The sequence below is a fragment of the Kitasatospora sp. NRRL B-11411 genome (genome assembly GCF_000721345.1).
Taxonomy (GTDB): Bacteria; Actinomycetota; Actinomycetes; order Streptomycetales; family Streptomycetaceae; genus Kitasatospora; species Kitasatospora cineracea.
In genome coordinates, this window is the sequence record NZ_JOGH01000035.1 from 13412 (window position 1) to 36529 (window position 23118).

The following is a 23118-nucleotide window of genomic DNA, read 5'->3' on the forward strand; positions in this document are numbered from 1 at the left end:
GCGAAGGAGCGGGCGGTCAGCACGGGGCGTCCTCCTGGAGGGCGGGGGCGGCGCCGGTGCGCAGGGCGGTCAGCTGGTCGTCGGCCGGGCAGCGGCCGCGGGCCGGGTAGCGCTCGGCGAACTCGACCAGGTCGGCGCGCAGCCGCCCGCCGCGGCGGGCCAGCGCCCGTTCCGCGGCGGCGAAGCAGAGCAGCGCGGCGCGGCGCAGGTCCGGGTCGGCCATGCCGAGCGCGGCGGCCCGCCGCCACAGGCCCGAACGGGGCGCGCGGCTGCCCGCGTGGCCCAGCCGCTCCAGGGCGGCGCGGGCCTCGTCGGCCGCCACCGGGTCGTCCATCAGCGCGCTGACCAGGGCCAGCGGCACCCGCCAGCCCTCGCCGGGCTGGGCGTCGATCATCCGCAGTTCGAGGTGGCCGCGCGGGCGCACCGGCGGGAACAGCGTGGTGCGGTGGTAGTCCAGGTCGGCCAGTGCCGCGGGCCGCTCGCCCGCGCCGCGCAGCCACTCGCGGAAGCTCAGCCCGGCCGGCGCGTCCCAGGGCAGCCCGTCCGGGCGGCGCACGCACAGCAGCGCGGCGTCCAGCACGTAGGCCGTCCAGGCCGCGCGCGGGTCGGCGGACGGCGGCGGGGCCAGCGTCCGGGAGGGGTCCATCCGGGACCACACCAGCTGTCGGGTCGACTTCCAGCCGGTCGGACGGCCCTCCAGCAGCGGCGAGTTGGCGAACGCGGCGACCAGCACCGGCCCCAACTCGTGCGCCAGGCGCCAGCGCTGCGCGTGGTCGGCCTCGGTGCCCGCGTCCACGCAGACCTGCACGGAGGCGGTGCCGGTCATCATGATCCGGCCCCACGGGCCGCCGCGGTCGAAGTAGTGCTCCATTGCCCGGTAGCGCGGGTGGGTGGCGAGCATCCGGCGCTCGCGGTCCATCGGATCGGTGCCGCTGCCGGTCAGCCGCAGGCCCTCGGCGGCCAGCGCCGCCCGCAGCACCGCCTGGTCGGCGCTCAGTCCGGCCGCGCAGTCGGCCGGGTCGGCGGCGGGCGGGGAGCTGAGCTCGACCTGCCCGCCGGGTTCGCGCGTCAGCCGCGAGCCCGCCGGGAGCACCGGGCCGTCGGCCGAGTCGGGCAGCACCGCCAGCGCGGCCGCCACCCGGTCGGGATCCACCGGGGAACCCGGACATCGGACGTCGTGGACGAACCACTCCGCCTCGACCCCGACCAGCGCCGGGGGCCCGATCTTGAAGCAGATGGCGCCCAGGTGCCGTTCGGCCGACGCCTCGGTCAACTCCGCCCGAAGCGTCACGCTGTGTGCCGGATCGGCGGTCGGAGCGGCCTGTTGCGGACGTACAGATGTCACCGGGTTTCACCATCCCTCGGTTCGCGACTTGAGCCCGGTTGTTCCTGCTCAGTCTGCTCCGGGGCAAACCTCGATGCCGCCCGGATCGACTATTCGCAGGTCAGCCGGGTGAGAGCGGTGCGGAGACGGTCCAACGGCAGGGCGAAATTCAGCCGCAGCCGCCCGGAACCGGCCGCTCCGAAATCCGCACCGTCCGCCAGCTCGACGTGACGCTCGGTGAGCAGCTCCTCCCGGCTGCCGAGCCCCGCACCGTCCAGCCACAGCAGGTACGAGGACTGCGGACGGGCCAGCACCGCACCGCCCAGCGCCCCCACCGCCAACTCCCGGGCCCGCACCAGGTGCGCCAGCAGCCCGTCCAGCCACGGCCCGCCCTCGGCCAGCGCCGCCCGCTGCGCGACCGCCCCCAGCAGCCCGCCCTCCCACAGCCCGAAACCCGCCATCACCGCCGCCAGCCGCTCCCGCAGCCCCGCGTCCGGCACCAGCGCGAAACAGCTCGGCAGGCCCGACACGTTGAAGGTCTTGCCGACCGAGTTCAGCGTCACCACGTTCGCCGCCCCGCCCGTCACCGCCACCGCGACCGGCTGCGCCGCGCCCGCGTCCGGGTGTCGCAGGTCGCCGTGCACCTCGTCCGAGACCAGCAGCCCCGGCGCGGCCGCCGCGGCCAGCGCCCGGACGTCCGCGGCCGGCCAGATCCGCCCGGACGGGTTGTGCGGGCTGCTCAGCAGCACCAGGCCCGGCCGGGCCGCCGCGACCTCGGCCAGCGGCAGCCGGTACGGGTCGGCCGGATCACCCGTCTCCAGCAGCGGCAGCTCCCGCATCGCCACCCCCGCCGCCCCGCAGACCCGGGCGAACCCGCCCCACTCCGGCGTCACGAACACCGCCGGACCGGACAGCGGCCGCACCGCCTCCAGCAGCAGCCGCACCGCCGTGCCCGGCGCGAACGGCAGCAGCATCACCCAGCCCGGATCCACCTCCACCCCGTGCCGCCGCCGGTACCAGTCCGCCACCAGCACCCGGTCCGCGGCCTCCGCCACCGGGTACCCGAACGCCGGATGCCCCGCCCGCACCCGCAACGCCGCCCCCACCGCGGGCGGCCCCGGCAGGTCCATGTCCGCCACCCCCATGGCGATCCGCCCCGCACCCGCCCGCGCCCACTTCGCGCTGCCCGTCCCCGCCCGCGAGAACCGTCCGAACACCGAGTGCTCCCTCCGTCGCCGCCGCCGTCCCCCTCACGCTAGGCCCGCACCGGTGAGCGGGGGCAGTGTGCGCGGCGGGCCGGGCCGTCGAGAACTGAATCGGTACGTGTCTGTGAACTGGCACTCAGTGAGGAATTTCGCCATGGATTACTTAAACATTGCTTAACAACTATCGGCTTTCGGAAACGTGGCCGGAATCCCTGGACAACGTTGTCCGATGCCGCGCAGACTGGACCCACCCATCGCACCCGTGGCCGAACCGCGGTAGGCCGGACCCACCTTGCGAGGCACCCCATGCCGAAGAACAGCACCGCCATCTACCTGCGCTGCTACCCCGAGGACCGCTGGGAGATGATGTCCCACCGCCACGCCCTCGAGGGCCTGGCCGACCGCCGCGGACTGGCCCGCCCGATCCTCTACCTGGACAACGGCACCCGCTCCACCGAACGCGCCCCCCGCCTCGAACACCTGCTCGCCGACATTGCCGCCGGCTGGGTCGACACCGTCCTGATCCCCGGCACCTGGGTCTTCGCCCTCTGCCCCACCACCGCCCGCACCACCGCCGACCGGATCCGCACCACCGGCGCCCACCTGATCGAAATGACCTCCCCCCGCGCCATCCTCCAAGCCGCCTGACCACCCGAAACGACACGAGGCCCCTCGCGGAGGAAGGGCCTCGGGCGGCAGCGGATGGGGAAGTCAGACCTCGCCGAACTCGCCGGCGACAGCGGCGTGGCAGAAGGCGCCCCATGTGGCGGGCGGGAAGGTCAGGATCGGGCCCTGGGGGTCCTTGGAGTCCCGGACGTGGCCGGGGTTCGCGTCGTCGACTTCGATGCACTGACCGCCGTCGGAGTTGCTGTAGCTGCTCTTGCGCCAACGGCGGTCATCGGCAGGTGACTTGAGGTCGGCATGAGCCATCGGGGGTCAGTCCTTCCTCGGGGGGCGAGGCCCCTCGCGGAGGAAGGGGCCTCGGGCGGCGGGTGGGTGGGGGAGTCAGACCTCGCCGAACTCTCCGGTGGCGGCGGCGTGGCAGAAGGCGTTCCACGCGGCGGGCGGGAAGGTCAGGATCGGGCCCTGGGGGTCCTTGGAGTCCCGGACGTGGCCGGGGTGGGCGTCGTCGACTTCGATGCACTCGCCGCCGTCGGAGTTGCTGTAGCTGCTCTTGCGCCAACGGCGTTCATCCGTGGGTGACTTGAGGTCGTCATGAGCCATCGGGGATTAGTCCTTCCATCGCAGCTCTGATCAGTCGCTCGGACTCGGCCTTGGACAGCGCCTGAGCCCTCAATAGATCGTAGAGTGCCCGGCGTTCTGCTACATCACGCTCTTCTTCGAAGAAGACTCCGGCCCGGGTGCTCTCCTCGTATGCCACCTGCCGGTTGTCCTCCAGCCTGAGGATGGACATGGAGGAGGTCTCGGAGTGGACGCCGGCGGAGAAGGGGAGCACCTGCACCACGACGTTCGACAGTTGAGCCGCCGTAAGGATGGCGGTCAGCTGCTCCGTCATCTCGGCCGGAGTCCCGATCTGACGGCGGATCGCGGCCTCGTCGAGGATGAACCAGTACCGGCACTCTGCGCTGTTGTACATGCGGATCTGTCGTTCAAGCCGGGCCTGGACCCGCTGCTCGACCTCTTCGTCCGGGCCGTAGGGGATGCCGGAACGGAGGATGCGCCGGGCACAGGCTTCGGTCTGGAGCAGGCCGTGGATACCAGGGCTGTAGGACTCGTACACCCTGGCGCTGTCGGCCAGGGAAAGGAACTCCTGGTACTTCGCGGGATGGCTTTCCTGTCGGGCCAGCGGGAACATCCGGGCGAAGAAGCCGTCGGTCATGAGGACGCTGTCGAGCTTCTCCGAAAGGCTGTCGGGAACCCTGATGTCCCCGTTCTCCACCCGGGACATCGTGCTCGGGGAGAAGTGCACCTCCTCGGCAAGCCTGGCCAGCGACCACCCCCGCTCCGTCCGGAGCCGTCGGATCTCGGCGCCGTAGAAGTGCCGGGCGCTCTTGCTCGGATCCACCTCGCGTTCCGGCCAGGCCATGTCCGCCCCTCTCCCCAGATGCTTCGTGAGGCTCCGTCGACACGCGCAGAAGCGGAGAGCCCCGCCCTTCCGACTTTCCGATCCTCCACAGCTTAGCGCCGATCAGCGACCGCCGGAGCACGGACAGTGACTGCCGTGGGAGCCAAACGCCCTGCGGAGCGCCGCGCCTGACGACCCGTCACGCCTGCCGCTCCTGCCGGCTCGTTCAACCGGCGGCCGACGGAGATCGTCCCTGCTCAGAGGGGTGGTCGGCCTTGTCTATGCTCATCCCCATGGCACTTGAATGGGAACAGATCATGGTCGACTCCGCCGACCCCATCACCCTCGGACGCTGGTGGGCCGAGGCTCTCGGCTGGGTCGTGGTCGACGAGACCGAGGAGATCATCGAGATCCGGCCCGAGCCGGACCGGATGCCGGGGCTGCTCTTCGTCGGCGTCCCCGAGGGCAAGACGACGAAGAACAGGCTCCACCCCGATTTCCGCCCCGACGACCAGGAGGCCGAGGTCTCCCGGCTGATCTCCCTCGGCGCCCGGCGCGTCGACCCCGTGCAGGACGGGCAGCACTGGGTGACCCTGCTCGACCCGGAGGGCAACGAGTTCTGCGTCCTGAGTGCACCGAAGGGCTGAGCGGGCCCCGGCAGCCCGCCCAGTGACCCGGATCACCCGGAAAGGGTGACACGCTGCTGTCGCCACGCCCCGGCATCGTCTGCGGCATGACGACGACGCACCGCACCACGCCCGACTACCCCGACTTCCCCGACTTCCTGCGCGGCGAGCCCCTCGACGGGCACCCCCTGCGCGCCCACCTGCGGGACCTCGACTGCCTGGAGGAGACGCTCGCCTTCAACCGGGCCTTCGAACGGGCCGCGGGCAGCCGGCCCGTCCGTCGCGGACCGCTCGACGCGGAGACGCTCGCCCGGCTGCGCCGCAACCGGCTCGGGGGTGACACGCCGCCCCGGCGTCTTCCGCAGGCCCGGGACCGGCGGCTCCCGGGCGGGGTGCGGGTCCGGGTGCTCGATCCCGGCAGCCCCGAGGGCGTCCTGCTCCATCTGCACGGCGGGGGTTGGGCGTTCGGGTCGGCGGACGGGCAGGACGAGCGGCTGTGGGAGCTGGCCCGGGGGGCCCGGCTGGCCGTCGTCAGCGTCGAGTACCGGCTCGCCCCCGAGCACCCCTACCCCGCCGCCCCCGACGACTGTGAGCGTGCCGCCCGCTGGCTCGCCGAGCACGCCGTCGCCGAGTTCGGCACCGACCGGCTGCTGATCGCGGGGGAGTCGGCCGGGGCGCACCTCGCCGTCCTCACCCTGCTGCGCCTGCGGGCGGAGCATCCCGGGGCCTACTGCGGAGCCCAGTTGGCCTTCGGCCCCTACGACCTGGCCATGACCCCCAGCCAGCGCAGCTTCGGCGACCGTGCGCTGCTGAGCAACACCCGCAGTCTGCAAGGGAGTTACGAGATGTTCAGCCCCGGCACCGATGCCGGGCGGCGCCGTGACCCGGCGCTGTCCCCGCTCTACGCGGACCTCGCCGGTCTGCCGCCGGCCCGGCTCGTGGTCGGCACCGAGGACCCGCTGCTGGACGACTCGGTGCTGCTGGCCCGGCGCTGGCGGGAGGCGGGCGGGGCGGCCCGGCTCGACGTGGTGGCCGGGGCCATGCACGGCTTCACCCTCTACCCGCTCACCGTCACCGACCGCGAACGCCACCGCGAGCGGGAGTTCCTCGCCGCCGCGGGCCGGTAGGGTCCTTCGGGTGAACCGAACGGCCCGCCTGTACGCCCTGGTCGAGGAGTTGCGGGCGGCCGCGCCCCGCCCGCTGACCGTTGCCCGGCTGGCGGCCCGGTTCGAGGTCGCCACCCGCACCGTCCAGCGGGACCTCCAGGCCCTGATGGCCGCGGGCCTCCCCGTCCGGTCCGCCACCGGACGGGGCGGCGGCTGGTCCATCGACCCGCGCACCACCCTGCCGCCGGTCCGGTTCACCGCGCAGGAGGCCGCCGCGCTCACCGTCGCGCTCGCCGCCACCGACCACGGCGCGCCCTACGCCGCCGCGGCCCGCACCGCCGCGCAGAAACTCGCCGCCGTCCTGCCCGCCGACGCCGCCGCCACCGCCCGCGACCTGGCCCGCCGGATCGTCGCCCTCCCCGCGGCACCCGCCCCGCCCGGCGCCGCCGCCCACCGGGCCGCCGTCGAACACGCCCTCGCCACCGGCACCGTGCTGCGCCTGCACTACGCCGACGCCGCCGGGCGGAGCAGCGAACGCCTGGTCGAACCGGCCGGGCTGCTCACCGCGGGCGGCCACTGGTACCTGATCGCCTGGTGCCGGACCCGCCGGGCCGGCCGCGGCTTCCGCCTCGACCGGATCACCGGCGCCGACCCGACCCCCGAACCGGCCGGCCCGCACGACCTCGCCACCCTGCTGCGCGGCTCGGCCGCGGCGGGCGCCCGGCCGCCCGCCGCGCTCGGCGCACTCGACGTACTCGACGGGCACTGAGGTGAACTGACGGAAGGTCAGATCCTGGAAGCGGAGGCGGACTTGCGCACGTGCAGGACGTGGGCGTCCAGCGGCAGCGGGTCGTGGCCGACCAGTTCCAGCCCCGCGTCCGCGAACAGCCGGGCGTAGTGCTCCGCGGTGCGTTCCCGGCCGCCCACGTTGCAGCGCATGTGCAGGTCCCAGGCGGTGGCCAGGGAGGGGGAGTCGTCCTCGGGGAGCAGCCGTTCCACCACCAGCAGGTCCGCGTGCGCGGGCATCGCCGCCGACAGGTGCCGCAGGATCTCCCGGCAGCGCTCGTCCGTCCAGTCGTGCAGCACCCGCGAGAGCACGTACACGTCCCCGCCCGGCGGGACGTCCGCGAACTCGCCCGGCAGGCAGGCCGTCCGGTCGCCGCAGCCCGCCCCGGCCAGGAACTCCCGGGCCGCGTCCGCGACCTGCGGGCGTTCCAGCAGCACGCCGTGCAGCGCCGGGTGCGCGGTCAGCAGCCGGGCCAGCAACTCGCCGGTGCCGCCCGCCAGGTCGACCACCGTGCGCGGTGCGCCGGGGGTGGAGGCGGCGGCTGCGGCCCGCACCGCCGGGTGGTTCGGCAGCGGGTCGAACATCCGGGTGCTCGCCGCCATCGACCGGTCGAACAGCTCGGCCAGGTACGGGTCCCGGGCGAAGTGGTCGAAGTGGTTCTCGCCGAACAGCCGGTCGAACGCCACCTGTCCGGTCCGGACCGTCCCGGCCAGTTCGCCGAACGACCGGTAGAACGGCCCCGCGTAGAGCAGCGCCAGCGGCCGCAGCGAACCCGGCGCGTCGGCCCGCAGCAGTTCCCCGGACGGGGCGAGCCGGAAGCCGCCGCCGTCCTGGACCACCGCGCCCAGCATCGCCAGGTACCGCAGCAGCGAGCGCAGGGTCTCCGGGTCCGCCCCCACGGCCTGGGCCAACTGCTCGGCACTGCGCGGGAGTTGCGGGTCCATCGCCTCCGGGACGCCCAGCTCGGCGAAGGCCGCCAGCGCCTGCGTGGTCCACGCCCCGGTCAGCTGCCGCAGCAGCGCCTCGGCGGGCTGCCCGGCGCGGTGCCGGGCCAGGTGCTCCGCCAGCAGCTCCCGGTGGTCGCCGGGCGCGTACAGCTCGACCCGGGCGAAGCCCGCCTTCGAGCCGGCCGGTGCGGTGAAGTACAGCACCGTGCCGTCCTCGTGCGGGTTGTAGCCGCCGCCGTCCGGGCGCGCGCCGTGCCGCTCCCACAGCGCGCACAGGCCGCGCAGCACCAGCGGGTCGGGGCGGTCCACCTCGAAGCCGAGGTGTGCCTCGTGCTGCAACTCCCGTTCCAACTCGGCGAGTTCGGACAGGTCGGAGCCCGGCGGCACGGTCAGCGCGAACACCTCGACCACCCGCTGCTCGCCGTCCGCCCCGGTCACCGGCGGCCGCAGGATGCCCACCTCCAGCCCCGGGGCGTCCCGGCCGTGCCGGGCCGCCAGCCGCTCCCGCACCACCGTGCTCGGCCGGGCCGGGGCGTCGGCCGGCAGCCCGGCGTCGGCGAGCATCCGGTGCAGCGCGTCGGCGTCCGGCGGGAAGACCAGCAGCGCGGTGTGCGCGAACCGGCAGCGGTCGGTCAGTGCCCGCAGCTCCACCCCGTCCAGCCCGGGCAGCAGGGCGCGCAGCAGGGCGGCGGTGTCGTGCCGGCGGACGTGCTCGGCGGCGGCCCGGAGCAACTCCGTGTCGGTGGTGGGCGCGGCGGCGGTGGTGGTCATGGCGAAGTGTCCTCCGGCAGGGTCAGGGAGCGGGTGATGCGTGGGCGAAACGTTTCTGGCGGGGGAGGGGAGGGCGCGCCACCGGCGCGGGCGGGAGCGGGCGCGGGCGCGAGAAGGAGTGGACGCGGGCACGGGCAGGCCCGAACGGCGTGCGTGTGTGCATGCGGATGCGCAAGGCGCCGTCCCCCGATGTTCCCCCGAATCAGTCTGACGCGACGTCAGCCCCGGTGATCCTAACCGCAGTCGGAGCGGCGCCCGGCCCGGCTTCACCCGATCGGCCCGCCGCCCGCACCGACCCGCCGCGAGCCCCGGCCGCAGTGCGCGACACTTCCGGACATTTGTGGACGGAATACTTCCGTCCGGTGCTATCGCAATACTTTCCTGGGGACTCTTGCCAGGGTCATGTCGCATTGATAAATTCGCTCACGGCGCACAAGACCGGTCCGGCGACAGACGATCATTCCTGGCGCATTCATCATGCGGACCAAATCATCACCAACTCCTTGCAAAACAGGCAACCGTTGGGAATTGTGCTGTGGACCCGCACTACGATCCGCTGGATCCGGCCATGCTCGAAAATCCCTATCCGCACTACGCCCGGCTGCGCGAAGAACACCCGATCTTCTGGCACGAGGGCATGAAGTCCTGGGTCCTGACCCGCTACCAGGACTGCCGGGACGTGCTGCGCAACCACGAGGTGTTCGCCCGCGACCGGCGGCGCACCGGGGAGGAGATCCCCGAGTTCCGCCAGAGCCTGCAGACCCTCGACCCGCCCGCGCAGGCCCCGATGCGCTCACTGATCATGAATGCGTTCCACGCCCAGGACCTGCCGGGAGTGGGACTGCGCGCCAGACGGCGCACCGCGGGAATCCTCGACGCACTCGCCGAGCGCGATTCCTTCGACCTGATGCGTGAAGTCGCCGCACCGCTCGCGCTTTCCATCACCGCCGATCTGCTGGGCGTCCGGGAACCCGATCCCGATGATTACGCCGAGATATCCGCGGCCATCGCCGAACGCATGGACGCCGGCCTCAAGCCCGAGAACGCCGCCCGCGGCGACCGCGCCAGAACCAGGCTGAACGCGCTGGCCGAGGAGTGGTTCGCCGACGCGGACGACCGGCCCGGGGTGCTCCGGGACGTCAAGCAGCGGGCCGTCAAGGCCGATCTCCCGCCGCACTACATCTCCAACAGCACCGGCATGATGTTCAACGCCAGCTACGGCACGGTCTACGCCACGGTCGGCAACGTGGTCCTCACCCTCCTGCAACGCCCCGGCCTGCTCCAGGAGTTCGAGGACGCGCGGCTGCTCACCCCCGGTGTCAACGAGCTGATCCGCTACGACGGCCCCGCCCAGGGCACCAGCCGGGTCGCCACCCGGACGGTCGAGATCCACGGCACGACCGTCCGGCCCGGACAGATCGTGCTGACCCTGATGGCGGCGGCCAACCGCGACCCGCGCGAATTCCCCCACCCCGACACCCTGCTGCTCGACCGCACCCCCAACCGTCACCTGGGGTTCGGCTGGGGAACGCACGCGTGCGTCGGGGCCGTGTTCGGCCAGGTGGCGATACGGGAGCTGATCGTCTGCCTGCTCGGCGCACCCGGGAGGCTCCGCCTCGCGGGCCCGCCGACCCGGCGCCCGACGGCGACCGTTCGCAGCCTGGACGTGCTCCCGGTCGCCATCGACCGGTGAGCAGTCCGGCAGCCCGCCCCCGACAGGGGCCCCGGCAGGGAAGGAGCGCGCCATGAGCTACGACCACTGAACCCCGTCCCGGAGCACCGACTGAACAGACGTCGTGAGCAGACGTCAGACGTGGGGCCGGCGCACCGCCCGACGCGGTATGCCGGCCCCACCCCCGGACCCGCCCACCACGCGAAAGAGTGGCCCATGCAGCTGAACAGCCATGACGAGTGGTCGCCGCTGAAGGAGATCGTCGTCGGCTCCGCCGCGAACTACACCTCGCACGACCGCGAGCTCTCCTTCGACCTGTTCTTCCACGAGAACCTGTTCCGTTCCGACTGGGCCTACCCCCGGCTGCGCCAGAACGCCCACGGCCCGGTCGGCGACCGCGCCTGGCGGATCAAGCAGCAGTACGCGGAGGAACTCCACGAGGACGTCGAGGGCCTGGCCGACACCCTCACCGCCCTCGGCGTCACCGTGCACCGCCCCGTCCCGCTGCCCCCCGACGCGGACCCGATCGCCGGGTTCGGCTGGAACGCCGCCCCGGTGCCGCCGCTCAACCTGCGCGACAACACGCTGATCCTCGGCGACGAGATCATCGAGACCGCGCCCGCCATCCGCTCCCGCTACCTGGAGACCCGGCTGCTGGCCCCGGTCTTCACCGAGTACTTCCGGCGCGGCGCCCGCTGGTCCACCATGCCGCGGCCGGTCCTCACCGACGCCTCCTTCGACCTCTCCTACGCCCGCGACACCGAGACCACCCTCGGCGGCCCGACCGAACCGATCTCCGCCCCCCGACCCTCCCCGTACGACGTCGGGTTCGAGATGATGCTCGACGGCGCCCAGTGCCTGCGGCTCGGCCGCGACCTCATCGTCAACATCGCCAACGCCAACCACGCCGCCGCCTGCGACTGGCTGGAACGCCACCTTGGCGGCACCCGCCGCGTCCACCGGGTGCACCGGATGAGCGACAACCACATCGACAGCATGCTGCTGGCCCTGCGCCCCGGCCTCTTCCTGGCCCGGCACGAGGGCCTGCGCGACCTGCTGCCGGAACCCTTCCGCCGCTGGAAGCTGATCGTGCCGCCACAGCCCGAGGAGGCCAACTTCCCGGTGTACGACGACGGCGACCTGGTCCTGACCACCCCCTACATCGACCTCAACGTCCTCTCGGTCGGCCCCGACCGGGTCCTGGTCAACGAGGCGTGCCCGGAACTCGTCAAGGTCCTCGAACACGAGGGCTTCACGGTCGTCCCGGTCCGGCACCGGCACCGGCGGCTGTTCGGCGGCGGCTTCCACTGCTTCACCCTGGACACCGTCCGCACCGGCGGGCTCGAAGACTACGCGGCCTGAACCGGCGGAACGGGACCACGACATGCGCCTGCTGATCGCCAACGAGGTCGACCCGATGCTGTCCTGGGTCGACTTCCGGTCCTACTCGCAGCGGCTGCTCTGGTTCGCCGAGGACGGCGACGTCCTGGTGCTGCCCGTCGCGCCGCCCGCCGCCTTCCTGCGGCACGCCACCTCGCTCACCGGAACCGACCCGGCCTCGCTGACCTTCCTGGTCCCGCCGCCCGGCCGCTACCAGGGCAAGGTGATCGACCCCTACAGCCTGCTCGACCCGGACTTCCTGGACCGGACCGCCGAAGCGCTCGCCGCCGCCCCCGGCCCCGCCACCGGCCTGCTGTCCTGCTGGCCCAGCCCGCTCGTCCCGCGGTACGCCGCCGCCCTGGGCCTGCGCCACCTGGTGCCCGGCGCCGCCTTCATCGACCAGGGCGGCGGCGAACTCGCCAACAGCAAGGCCGAGTTCCGGGCGATCGCGGCCGCCGCCGGCGTCCCGACCGCCCCCGGCGCGGTCTGCCGCAGCAGCCACGAGGCCGCCCAGGAGATCCCCCGGCTGCTGGCCGGCACCGGCGCCGTCCTGGTCAAACAGGCGCACAACGGCGCCGGCGCCGGCAACCAGCTCGTGGTCCGCGACGACGACCACCGCACCGACCACGTCGGCGCGAAACTCCTGCACCGCCTCGCACCCGGCCCCGACGCGATCGCCCACTACCTCGCCGAACACTGGGCCTGGGCCTCCCGGGACGACCGCTACCCCGTGGTGGTCGAGGAGTTCCAGCCCGCCTCGCGCACCGTCTACGCCGAGTACCTGGCCGAGGACACCGGCGTCCGCCCCACCGCCACCGGCGAACTCGACTACCGGGAACGGCGGTTGGTCCGCGAATCCACCCCCGCCCGCGGCCTCCCCGCCGACGTCCGGCAACGGCTGCTGGCCGGCGCCGCCCGGCTCGCCGAGGCCTACCGCGCCCTCGGCTACCGCGGCCACCTCAGCGCCGACGCCGTCGTCGACGCCACCGGCCGCCTGGTCTTCACCGAACTCAACGCCCGCGTCACCGGCTCGCTCCACCTCTACGGGCCGATCGCCGGCCGGGTCGTCGACACCACCCGCCACCCCGGACTCAGCGTCACCCAGCACCGCACCCCCGCCCACTGGCCCGCCCTCGACCTCGACGACTTCCTCGCCGCCGCCACCGCGGCCGACTGCGCCTACCGCCCCGAGACCCGCCGCGGCGTCCTGGTCTCGCTGCCCTCCGTCCCCGGCGTCCGCGGCGGGTTCGACTTCTGCGTCGTCCACCGGGACCGGGCCGAGGAGGACGACGTCCTGCGGCGCCTGGACGGGGCACTGTGCCCGTCCTGACCACCCGGCTGCTCCTCGACACCGCGCCGCTGCGCGACTCACCCGCCTTCCGGCGGCTCTGGCTCGGCCAGGGACTCTCCCAGATCGGCGGGCAGATGACGGTGTTCGCCGTCGCCCTCCAGATCTACCGGCTCACCGGCAGCTCCGCCGCGGTCGGCGCGCTCGGCCTGGCGGTGGCCGTCCCCGTGGTGCTGTTCGCCGCCGTCGGCGGCAGCCTCGGCGACCGCACCGACCGCCGCCGCCTGGTGCTGTGGACCAGCAGCCTGCAGGCCGGCGTCTCCGTGCTGTTCGCCGCCCAGGCCCTGGCCGGCCTGCGCTCGCCCGGTCTGCTCTACCTGCTGGTCGCCCTGCAGTCCCTGGTCGGCAGCGTCAACGCCCCCGCCCGGCGCGCCTGCACCCCCCGGCTGCTGCCCCGCCGCCAACTGGCCGCCGCCGCCGCACTGAACGCCCTGACCATGCAGTTCGGCGCGGTCGCCGGACCGGCCTGCGCCGGACTCGCCGCCGCCACCTGGGGCCTGACCGCCTGCTACCTGCTGGACGCGCTCAGCTTCGCGGCCGCGCTGTACGGCATCGCCCGGCTCCCCGCCATGCCGCCGCAGGGCGAACGCCCGCCCGGCCGCCTCGCCGGAGCCGGCGAGGCCCTCGCCCTGGTACGGAGCCGGGGCGAACTCGCCGGGGCGTTCCTCGCCGACCTGTGCATCGCCCTGGTCGCCTCGCCCGCCGCCCTGCTGCCCGCGCTCTGCGCCGAACGCTTCGGCGGCCACCCGCAGACCCTCGGCCTGCTGGCCGCCGCCGGCGCGGTCGGCGGCGTCCTCGCCTCCGCCTGCTCCGGCCCGGCCGGCCGGATCGCCCGCCCCGGCGGCGCCGCCCTGCTCTGCTGCGCCGCGTACGGCGCGACCGTCGCGGCCCTCGCCGTCACCAGGAGCCTGGAGACCGCACTGCTGCTGCTGGCCCTCGCCGGAGCCGCCGACACCCTGGCGGTGGTCTTCCACTCCACGGTCGTCCAACTCAGCACCCCCGACCGGCTGCGCGGCCGGATCAGCGCGGTCGAGTTCGTGGTCGGCGTCGGCGGCACCCAGCTCGGCCGGCTCCGGGCCGGCACGCTCGGCGCCCTGCTCGGCACCGGCACCGCGATGCTCGGCGGCGGCCTGGCCGCGGTGGCCGCGGCCGCCCTGGTCAGCGTCGCCGCACCGGCCTTCACCCACTACCGCGCCGCCGACGCCCCGGCCGAGGCGTGAGCGCGAGACGACCAGGAGGACTGCCATGCACGTGGTGCTGATCGGTGCCCGGTCGGAGGCGATCGAGGCACTGCTGGCCGACGGCCACACCGTCTCCCTGCTCTACGAGGGCGGCGAGCATCGCCGGGTCGACCCCTACCGCGACCGCCTCGCCCACGCCTGCGCCGTCGACTCCTACCTGGTGGTGGAGTCGCTGTGGTCCGCCCTGCACCACGTCGGCGCGCTCGGCCCCGCCGGACCGGACGGGGACGGGGACGGGGACGGGGCGGACGGAGCCGTGGACGCGGTGGTCTCCGTCCAGGAGCACGGCATGGTGCCCGCCGCCCTGCTGGGCCGCCTGCTCGGCGCCCGGGCGATCGACCCGCAGGTGGCGCTGCGCTGCCGCGACAAGGCCCTGCAGAAAGCGGCCTGGCGGGCCGCCGGCATCCCCACCGCGGACTGGGCCGTCGTCCCCGACGCGGGCCGCGGCAGCGTCGCCCGGGCCGCCGCCGCGGCCGGGGTGGCCGCCCCGTACGTGGTCAAGCCGACCGCCGGAGCGGCCACCATCGGCGTCGCCGCCGCCGACGGACCGGCCGAACTCGACGCGCTCGCCGCCGAGTTGGTGGCGCAGTCGGAGACCAGGCGACGGCTGCTGGTGGAGCACCGGGTGCCCGGCGAGGAGTGGCACCTGGACGGGCTGGTCCGCGACGGCGCCCTCGCGGCCCTGCTGGTCTCGCGCTACCTCGTCCCGCTGATCGAGACCAAGCGCGGCCACCCCGCCGCCACCGTCTCGCTGCTGCCCGCCGACCACCCCGCCCTCTACCGGGAGGCCGCCGAACTCACCGGCCGGGCACTGGCCGCGCTCGGCCACCGCGACGGCGTGTTCCACTTCGAAGTCTTCGGCGGCCCCGGCGAGTTCACCGCGGGCGAACTGGCCGCCCGCCCCGGCGGCCACATGATCGGCGCGCTCGCCGAACGCGTCCTCGGCATCGACCTGTGGGCCGCCGCGGTCCGCGCGGTGACCGGCGACCGGCCGGGCCGCAGCGGCGGACCCGCCGGGCAGGGAGACCCGGGCGGCTCGGGCGGGCGGGTGGTCGGGTTCACCGACATCCCGACCCTCGCCGGAGCGGTCAACCGGCTCGGCCGCGAGCACGTCGAGCGGATCCCCGGCGTGGTCGACGTCGAGATCAAGATCAAGCCGGGCGAGGTGATGCCCGCCATGGACGCCAACTCCGGCATCCGGATCGGCACGGCGCTGGTCGAGGCCGCCACCGAACAGGACTGCCGGGACGCCCTGCTGCGCATCGCCGACCTGGCCGCCGAGCTCAACTCCGCTGCCGGGCCTGACTCCGCTCCCGAGCTCGACTCCGAGCCCGCAGGGGAGCAGCCGCCCCCGCAGCCCCGCACGTCCCCCGACGACAAGGAAGAGTGAACCGGACCCATGAAGTACCAGCCCATCGACCGCGCCCCCGGGGCGTTCCAGCAGGCGGTGCCGCCGCAGGCGATCGAGGAGATGTGCCGGCGCGCCTTCGGCCCCGGCACCGAGGTGCTGACCGCGGTCGAACTCGGCGGCGGCATGTACAACTCCACCTACCGGCTGGAGTTCGCCGACGGCCGGCAGACCGTCCTGCGGGTGGCCCCCGAGCCGGACCGGCAGTTCCGCAGCGAACGCGCCCTGATGCGCAACGAGTACGCGACCGTCCCGTACCTGGCCCCCGTCGCGCACCTGGTGCCGCGGGTGCTGGCCGCCGACTTCACCCACCAGGTGCTGGGCCGCGACCACCTGTTCCAGACCTTCCTGGACGGGCTGCCCGCCCCGCAGGGCCTGCCGCTGCACCCGCGCCCCGCCTGGCGCGGCTTCTACGCCCAACTCGGCACCGTGGCCCGGGAGATCCACGGCGTCCGGGGCCCCTGGTTCGGCCCCGTGGCCGGGCCCGGGCACCGCACCTGGAGCGAGGCCGTCCTGGCCGGTCTGGCCAACATCGCCGCCGACCTGGCCGACACCGGTACGCCGTTCGACGACGTCGAGGAACTGATCGCGCTGGCCGGCCGCCACCGCGCCGTCCTCGACCGGATCACCGAACCCAGGCTCCTGCACGGAGACCTGTGGAACATCAACCTTATGCTTTCCCCGGACGCCCCCGCCCCCGTCATCACCGGCGTCCTGGACTGCGACCGGGCCCACTGGGGCGACCCCGAGGCGGACTGGACGATCTTCATGGCCGCCCGCCGGCCGGGCACCGAACGCGACGCCTTCTGGGACACCTGGGGCCCCCTCGCCACCGACCCCGAGGCCGCCTGGCGCCGCCTGCTCTACACCGCCCGCCACCTCGCGGCGGTCCGCCTGGAGTCCGTCCGCCTGGCCGACCCCGAACAGGCCGCCGCCACCGTGGACGACCTCCAGGCCCTGCTCGACCGCCTGGCACCGGGCGTGCGCTGACACCACCGGGCGTGCGCTGAAACCGGGCGTGCGCTGGAACCGGGCGCCGCCGTCCCGCCGCCACGGGCTGCCGGACCCCGCGCCCGCCCGCCCGCCGGCCCGGTCCGGTCCGGTCCGGCCCGGTTCGGTCAGTCGCCGAGCCGCCGTTCGAGCGGGGTGCGGAAGCGCGGGGTGACGCGGGTGTCGGCGAGCAGGGTGCGCAGGGCGGCGGCCTCGGCGGCGAGGGCGGTGCGGGCCTCGGGGCCGGGGTCGGTGAGCAGTCCGAGCCGGACCTCGCCGTCGGGGCGCTGGGCCCAGCCGCCGACGATCCGGCCGTTCCACCAGGCGGTGGGGCCGAGGTTGCCGGAGCGGTCAACCAGGTCGGGGCGGTGCTCGGGGGAGAGGTACCAGTCGCGGTGCTTCCAGCCCATCGCGGTGGGGTCGAGGGCCGGGAGCAGGGCCGCCCAGGGCGCCGGGTCGGCGACCGGGGCGAGGTCGTCGGGCAGCACGAACCCGGTTGCCCCGCCGGAGAGTTCGACCTCGACGGCCGCGCACGCGGCCAGCGCGGCCCGCACCTCGCGGACGCCCCAGCCGGTCCACCAGACCAGGTCGTCCTCGGTGGCGGGTCCGTGGGAGGCCAGCCACCGCCCGGCCAACTCGGCCTGTGCGGCGGCGCGTTCGGTGGCGGACGGGGCGGCGGGGAGGGGCGGGCCGGGCACCCAGCGGTGCCGGCTGCTGGTCCAGCCGCCCAGTGGGCGGCGGCGGACCAGGGTGCCCTCCATGCCGAGCAGTCGCAGCAGCCGCATGCTGACCGGCTGGGCGGTCTGGTAGGAGGTGCCGACGCCGTAGTCGATGGTCTCGCGCAACTGCGGTACGAGCTCGCCGAGTTGACTTCCCGTCAGGCCGTCGGGCGAGTCGGGGAGCGCGGCGGTCAGCGCCGCCAGGACGGCGTCCTGCGCGCCGGCGGTCCAGGCGGCGTCCCGGCCGGAGGCGGCGAAGTCCTTGAGCAGCCGGGTGCGTTCGGCGGCGGCGGCCTTCGCGGTGGTGGAGGCGTACAGCGCCGGGGCGAGGTCGGCGGGGATCACGAACAGGGTCTTGCGCATGCCGTGGCGGCGCAGCACCGTCCCGTCCGCGTACAGGGCCCGTTCGGTGTCGGCGGTGCCCGGTACGGCCAGCCGGGCCGCGACGGCGAGGAACACCGTGGCGGGGTCGGTGGCGTGCACGGCGACCAGGTCGTCCACCACCTGCTCGGCCCGGTCGGCCGCGGTGCCGGGCGCGAGCCGGTGCCGCCGGGCGAGCCGGGCCCGGCGCTGGTCGTCGTCGAACAGGGGTCGCACCACCACGGGTTCCTCCTCCGGATCGAGGGACCAGCCTGCCATGCCCCCGCCCCGTACCCGGCCGCGACGCGCGACTTCGGCCGGCGGCCCGGGCCGAGGGCGGCGCCCCGGGCTCCGGGAGGGGCGGGCCGGGGCGCCGGGAGGGGCGGGCGTGAAAGTTTCGCGCGGCGGGCCGGTCGGCGGGGCCGGGCGGGACGGCTGCGGGGGCACGGCGGGCTCCCGGCCGGGTGGAAGCGGGGCCTGGGGAAGTGAACGGGCGTGCGGGGGAAGCGAGTTCGGCCGGAAAGCGCCCGCTGAGGGGCGTGTCCCCGCGCGCGGGCCGGCCCCGGGGCGGGCGGCGGCAGGGCCGCGAGCCGGCGTCCCGGGCAGGGTGCGGCAGGGCCGGGACGCGGGTGCGCGGGGCGGGGGACCGGCGGAACGTGCTGGTGCGGCGGTGAACTGTGGTGCTCGGCGGGCCTGTTGGGGCGCTGGTGGCGAGCGGCCCGGGGTCGGCCCGGGGCCGGGGCCGGGGGAGTGGCGGGGAGCGGCCGGGCGGCCGCCCGGGGAGGGGCGGTGTCCATCGAGGTCGGCGGGAGCGCTCCCACGGGTTCTGTCGAACTTCTTGACGGGAGTGCGAGGTCATGGCTTCATATCGGTTGTCCCCGAGCTGAGTTCGGCTCAGCCCGGGCCAAGTATGGGAGCGCTCCCATTGATTGGGAGCGTTTCCGTCGAGTCCGTCCCCCACCCGAAAGGACTCCCTTACCGTGTCGTCGAACCTGACGCGCCGTCTCCGGACGGCGGCAGCGGCTGCGGTGCTCAGCGCCGCGACCGTCCTCCCCCTTGCCATGTCGACCACCGCCGCCCACGCGGCGACCCGTGTGGACAACCCCTTCGTCGGCGCCGGGGTCTACGTGAACCCCGAGTGGGCCGCCCACGCGGCCGCCGAGCCGGGCGGTTCGGCTGTCTCCAACCAGCCCACCGCCGTCTGGATGGACCGCATCGCGGCCATCAGCGGCGGCAACGGTGTGATGGGTCTGCGCGACCACCTGAACGCCGCGGTGCAGCAGGCCGCGGGCAAGCCGTACGTGTTCCAGGTCGTCATCTACGACCTGCCGGGCCGCGACTGCGCCGCCCTGGCCTCGAACGGCGAGCTCGGCCCCGACGACCTGCCGCGCTACAAGAGCGAGTTCATCGACCCGATCGCCGCGATCCTGGCCGACCCGGCCTACGCGAACCTGCGGATCGTCACCACGATCGAGATCGACTCGCTGCCGAACCTGGTGACCAACGCGGGCGGCACCGCCACCGCGACCGCCGCGTGCGACACCATGAAGGCCAACGGCAACTACGTCAACGGCGTGGGCTACGCGCTCGCCAAGCTCGGCGCGATCTCCAACGTCTACAACTACATCGACGCCGGTCACCACGGCTGGCTGGGCTGGGACTCCAACCTGCAGCCCGCGATCGACATGATGAAGCAGGCCGCCACCGCGTCCGGCGCGACGGTCAACGACGTCCAGGGCTTCATCACCAACACCGCCAACTACTCGGCGCTGCACGAGCCCAACTTCACCATCGACGACACGGTGAACGGCACCTCGGTCCGCCAGAGCAAGTGGGTCGACTGGAACCGCTACGTCGACGAGGCGTCCTTCGCCAAGGCGTGGCGGACCAAGGCGATCGCGTCCGGGTTCAACTCGAACATCGGCATGCTGATCGACACCTCCCGCAACGGCTGGGGCGGCGCGAACCGTCCGGCCGGCCCGGGCCCGAAGACCTCGGTCGACGCGTACGTCGACGGCGGCCGCATCGACCGCCGCTTCCAGGCCGGCAACTGGTGCAACCAGTCCGGTGCGGGCCTCGGCGAGCGTCCGAAGGCCGCCCCCGAGGACGGCATCGCCGCGTACGTGTGGGTGAAGCCTCCGGGTGAGTCGGACGGCGCGAGCTCGGCCATCGCCAACGACGAGGGCAAGGGCTTCGACCGGATGTGCGACCCGACGTACACCGGCAACGCGCGCAACAACAACAACATGTCGGGCGCCCTGGCCAACGCCCCGGTCGCGGGCCACTGGTTCTCGGCCCAGTTCCAGGAGCTGCTGAAGAACGCCTACCCGGCGCTCGGCACCGGCGGCACCACCGACACCACCGCGCCGACCGCCCCGACCGGCCTCGCGGCGACCGCGACCTCCAGCAGCGTCGCGCTGACCTGGACCGCCTCCACCGACAACGTCGGCGTGACCGGCTACGACGTGTACCGCGGCGGCACCCTGATCGGGTCCACCAACAGCACCTCGTTCTCCGACACCGGCCTGACCGCCTCCACCGCGTACTCGTACACGGTCAAGGCGAAGGACGCGGCCGGCAACGTCTCCACGGCCTCCGCGGCGCTCAGCGTCACCACCTCCGCCGGTGGCACCACCGACACCACCGCCCCGACCGCCCCGACCAACCTGGCGGCCACCACCACCTCCAGCAGCGCTTCGCTGACCTGGGGCGCCTCCACCGACAACGTCGGCGTGACCGGTTACAACGTGTACCGCGGCGGCACCCTGATCGGGTCCACCACCAGCACCTCGTACACCGACTCGGGCCTGAGCGCCGCCACCGCGTACTCGTACACGGTCAAGGCCAAGGACGCGGCCGGCAACCTCTCCGCCGCCGCGGCCGTCACCGCCACCACCCAGGCCGGCACCGGCACCGGCAGCGCCGGCTGCACCGCCACCTACAAGGTCAGCAGCGACTGGGGCGCCGGCTTCAACGCCGACGTCACCGTGACCGCGGGCAACACCGCGATCAAGTCCTGGAAGGTCACCTGGACCTACGCGGGCAACCAGCAGGTCACCAACCTGTGGAACGGCACCGTCAGCCAGTCCGGCCAGTCCGTGACGGTCAACAACGCCGGCTACAACGGCGCGGTCGCCGCGAACGGCACCACCAGCTTCGGCTTCGGCGCCAGCTACTCCGGCAGCAACGCCGTCCCGACCCTGACCTGCACCGCCACCAGCTGACACCAGGCAGCCGGTAGCACGCAGCGGGTAGCGGCCGAGCCCGACTGACGCGGGACGAAGCCGCAGCGCACCACCCCGAAGGCGCCGCCCACCTGCAGAGTCTGCAGGTGGGCGGTTGCCGTTCCCGGGCCGGGCGATCCGGGAAGACCTCAACTCCCCAGCCGGAAAGCGGTGTTGACCAGGGCGACGTGGGTGAACGCCTGCGGGGTATTGCCCAGCTGGCGCCGGGCCAGCGGGTCCCACTGCTCGCTGAGCAGCCCCAGGTCGTTGGCCAACGAGGCCGTCCGGACGAAGAGTTCGCGCGCCTCGGCCCGGCGCCCGATCACCGCCAGCGCGTCCGCCAGCCAGAACGAGCAGGCCAGGAACGCCCCTTCGGAACCGGTCAGGCCGTCCGCCGCCCCCGTCCGGTAGCGGCGCACCAGCCCGCCGTGGTCCAGGTCGCGCCGGACGGCCTCCACGGTGCGCACCACCCGCTCGTCGTCCGGCGGCAGGAAGCCGGTGGTGGCGACGAACAGCGTGGCGGCGTCCAGCTCCGTCGCCCCGTACGAGCGGACGAACACCTTGCGGCGCGGGTCGACGGCCCGCTCGCACACCTCGGCGTGCACCGCGTCGCGCAGCGCCCGCCACTGCTCCAGCGGGGCGGGCAGGCCGGTGGCCTCGGCCATCCGCACCGCCCGGTCGGCGGCCACCCAGGCCATCACCTTGGAGTGGGTGAACTGCCGCCGCCCGCACCGCACTTCCCACAGCCCCTCGTCGGGCTCCCGCCAGCGGGCGGCCAGCGAGCCGAGCAGGGTGCGCAGCAGGCCCCAGACCTGCCGCTCCATCGGCAGGCCGGCCCGCAGCGCCAGGTCGAGGGTGTCCACCACCTCGCCGTAGACGTCCAGCTGGAGCTGCCCGACGGCCGCGTTGCCGAACCGCACCGGCCGCGAGCCGAGGTGCCCGGGCAGCCAGTCGGCCTCGGTCTCCGGCAGGCCGCGCTCCCCGGCCACCCCGTACACCGCCTGCACGTCGGACGGGTCGCCGGCCACCGCCCGCAGCAGCCACTTGCGCCAGGCCGCCGCCTCCTGCCGGAAGCCGCCGCGCAGCAGCGCCGAGAGCGTCATCGCGGAGTCGCGCAGCCAGCAGAACCGGTAGTCCCAGTTGCGCTCCCCGCCCGGCACCTCGGGCAGCGAGCTGGTCGGTGCGGCGACGATCCCGCCGGTCGGCTCGTACGCCAGCGCCTTCAGGGTCAGCAGCGAGCGCAGCACCGCGTCCCGCCACTCGCCCCGGTAGCTCAGCTGACCGGCCCAGGCGCGCCAGTCGGCCAGCGTCGCGGCCAGCAGCGCCTCCGGGTCGGTGCGCGGGGCGGTGGCCAGGTGGGAGGGCTGCCAGGTCAGCACGAACGGGACCCGCACGCCGGGCAGCGCGGTGAACTCGGAGACGGTGGCCAGCCCGGCCCCGGTGCCCGGTCCGGCCGCGGATCCGTTCGCGCCGTAGGTGTGCACGCCGGGCGGGACGCGCAGCCAGGCGGCGTCCGGCCCGGCGACGGCCACCCGGTGGTGCTCGGTGCGGCGCACCCACGGGTCGACCCGGCCGTGGTGGAAGCGCAGCCGCAGCTCGCCGCGGACCGGGACGGCGCCGCTGACGCCCTCGACGATCCGCACCAGCCGCGGGGCGCGGTCCCGGTGCGGCATCAGGTCGGTCACCTTCACCTCGCCGTCCGGGGTGCGCCAGCGGGACTCCAGCACCAGGGTGTCGCCGAGGTAGCGGCGCCCGGTGCAGTCGCCCGCGCCGAGCGGGGCGATCCGCCAGGCGCCGTGCTCGGGGGTGCCGAGCAGTGCGGCGAAGCAGCTGGGGGAGTCGAAGCGGGGCAGGCAGAGCCAGTCGACCGAGCCGTCCCTGCCGACCAGGGCGGCGGTCTGGAGATCGGAGAGGAGCGCGTAGTCCTCGATGCGACCGCCCATGGGGGTGATTCTGCGCCGATCGCGGGCCACCGCCACACGGG

Annotated in this window: 19 protein-coding genes; 11 read left to right on the plus strand and 8 right to left on the minus strand. The window is 74.4% G+C overall.

Translation table 11 applies throughout. The features are described from left to right. Positions 1–16: 16 nt before the first annotated feature. Both egtA and IH44_RS0118205 read right to left on the minus strand, forming a co-directional pair. Positions 17–1273, minus strand: a complete 1257-nt coding sequence (gene egtA, locus IH44_RS0118200; protein ID WP_232794996.1) for an ergothioneine biosynthesis glutamate--cysteine ligase EgtA — start codon at positions 1271–1273, stop codon at positions 17–19. Between the two features lie 161 nt (positions 1274–1434). Continuing rightward, complete coding sequence (locus tag IH44_RS0118205) at positions 1435–2541, minus strand: aminotransferase class I/II-fold pyridoxal phosphate-dependent enzyme (protein ID WP_157852377.1); 1107 nt, start codon at positions 2539–2541, stop codon at positions 1435–1437. 294 nt (positions 2542–2835) lie between these two features. Between IH44_RS0118205 and IH44_RS0118210 the strand changes: the two genes are divergently transcribed. After that, positions 2836–3177: a hypothetical protein gene (locus IH44_RS0118210; RefSeq protein ID WP_030460656.1), complete on the plus strand. Its 342-nt coding sequence runs from the start codon at positions 2836–2838 to the stop codon at positions 3175–3177. 63 nt (positions 3178–3240) lie between these two features. Here the strand turns inward: IH44_RS0118210 and IH44_RS0118215 are convergent, their stop codons facing one another. The 3 genes from IH44_RS0118215 to IH44_RS0118225 form a co-directional block, all read right to left on the minus strand. Beyond that, positions 3241–3459, minus strand: coding sequence for a DUF397 domain-containing protein (locus tag IH44_RS0118215; RefSeq protein ID WP_030460657.1), 219 nt, complete (start codon positions 3457–3459; stop codon positions 3241–3243). 75 nt (positions 3460–3534) lie between these two features. Next, complete coding sequence (locus tag IH44_RS0118220; RefSeq protein ID WP_030460658.1) at positions 3535–3753, minus strand: DUF397 domain-containing protein; 219 nt, start codon at positions 3751–3753, stop codon at positions 3535–3537. Further along, on the minus strand, positions 3743–4576 hold the full coding sequence (locus IH44_RS0118225; RefSeq protein ID WP_030460659.1) for a helix-turn-helix transcriptional regulator: 834 nt from the start codon (positions 4574–4576) through the stop codon (positions 3743–3745). Before IH44_RS0118225 ends, IH44_RS0118220 begins: the two co-directional genes overlap by 11 nt. 272 nt (positions 4577–4848) lie before the next feature. Between IH44_RS0118225 and IH44_RS0118230 the strand changes: the two genes are divergently transcribed. The 3 genes from IH44_RS0118230 to IH44_RS49125 all read left to right on the plus strand — a co-directional run bounded on the left by IH44_RS0118230 (position 4849) and on the right by IH44_RS49125 (position 7056). Continuing rightward, entirely contained in the window at positions 4849–5202 is a 354-nt protein-coding gene (locus IH44_RS0118230) for a VOC family protein (protein ID WP_198545009.1), read from the plus strand. A gap of 86 nt (positions 5203–5288) precedes the next feature. Next, positions 5289–6308, plus strand: coding sequence for an alpha/beta hydrolase (locus tag IH44_RS0118235; RefSeq protein ID WP_081966953.1), 1020 nt, complete (start codon positions 5289–5291; stop codon positions 6306–6308). Positions 6309–6318: 10 nt separating this feature from the next. After that, positions 6319–7056, plus strand: a complete 738-nt coding sequence (locus IH44_RS49125) for a YafY family protein (RefSeq protein ID WP_030460662.1) — start codon at positions 6319–6321, stop codon at positions 7054–7056. Between the two features lie 17 nt (positions 7057–7073). Here IH44_RS49125 and IH44_RS0118245 read toward each other — a convergent pair whose 3' ends face one another. After that, a complete protein-coding gene (locus IH44_RS0118245; RefSeq protein ID WP_030460663.1) occupies positions 7074–8792 on the minus strand; it encodes a methyltransferase in 1719 nt (572 codons plus the stop codon). A 568-nt stretch (positions 8793–9360) separates the two neighbouring features. Between IH44_RS0118245 and IH44_RS0118250 the strand changes: the two genes are divergently transcribed. The 6 genes from IH44_RS0118250 (at position 9361) to IH44_RS0118275 (ending at position 16831) form a co-directional block, all read left to right on the plus strand. Then, a complete protein-coding gene (locus IH44_RS0118250; protein ID WP_051817038.1) occupies positions 9361–10485 on the plus strand; it encodes a cytochrome P450 in 1125 nt (374 codons plus the stop codon). A gap of 195 nt (positions 10486–10680) precedes the next feature. After that, positions 10681–11826 (plus strand): glycine amidinotransferase, encoded by a 1146-nt coding sequence (locus IH44_RS0118255; RefSeq protein ID WP_030460665.1) that lies wholly within the window; start codon positions 10681–10683, stop codon positions 11824–11826. Positions 11827–11848: 22 nt separating this feature from the next. Continuing rightward, the gene (locus IH44_RS46570) at positions 11849–13174 is read left to right on the plus strand and encodes a hypothetical protein (protein ID WP_051817027.1); all 1326 of its coding nucleotides are present in this window, start codon (positions 11849–11851) and stop codon (positions 13172–13174) included. Next, the gene (locus tag IH44_RS0118265; RefSeq protein WP_051817028.1) at positions 13162–14412 is read left to right on the plus strand and encodes an MFS transporter; all 1251 of its coding nucleotides are present in this window, start codon (positions 13162–13164) and stop codon (positions 14410–14412) included. Before IH44_RS46570 ends, IH44_RS0118265 begins: the two co-directional genes overlap by 13 nt. 25 nt (positions 14413–14437) lie before the next feature. Continuing rightward, on the plus strand, positions 14438–15823 hold the full coding sequence (locus IH44_RS42875) for an ATP-grasp domain-containing protein (protein ID WP_051817029.1): 1386 nt from the start codon (positions 14438–14440) through the stop codon (positions 15821–15823). 9 nt (positions 15824–15832) lie between these two features. Continuing rightward, on the plus strand, positions 15833–16831 hold the full coding sequence (locus IH44_RS0118275; RefSeq protein WP_030460669.1) for a phosphotransferase family protein: 999 nt from the start codon (positions 15833–15835) through the stop codon (positions 16829–16831). A 128-nt stretch (positions 16832–16959) separates the two neighbouring features. On the opposite strand, the gene IH44_RS0118280 is transcribed toward IH44_RS0118275, so the two are convergent. After that, positions 16960–18153, minus strand: coding sequence for a winged helix DNA-binding domain-containing protein (locus tag IH44_RS0118280; RefSeq protein ID WP_035955547.1), 1194 nt, complete (start codon positions 18151–18153; stop codon positions 16960–16962). 818 nt (positions 18154–18971) lie between these two features. Here IH44_RS0118280 and IH44_RS0118285 point away from each other — a divergent pair. Beyond that, entirely contained in the window at positions 18972–21134 is a 2163-nt protein-coding gene (locus IH44_RS0118285; RefSeq protein WP_081966956.1) for a glycoside hydrolase family 6 protein, read from the plus strand. Positions 21135–21283: 149 nt separating this feature from the next. On the opposite strand, the gene IH44_RS0118290 is transcribed toward IH44_RS0118285, so the two are convergent. After that, positions 21284–23077, minus strand: a complete 1794-nt coding sequence (locus tag IH44_RS0118290) for a glycoside hydrolase family 15 protein (protein WP_030460672.1) — start codon at positions 23075–23077, stop codon at positions 21284–21286. Between the last annotated feature and the right edge of the window lie 41 nt (positions 23078–23118).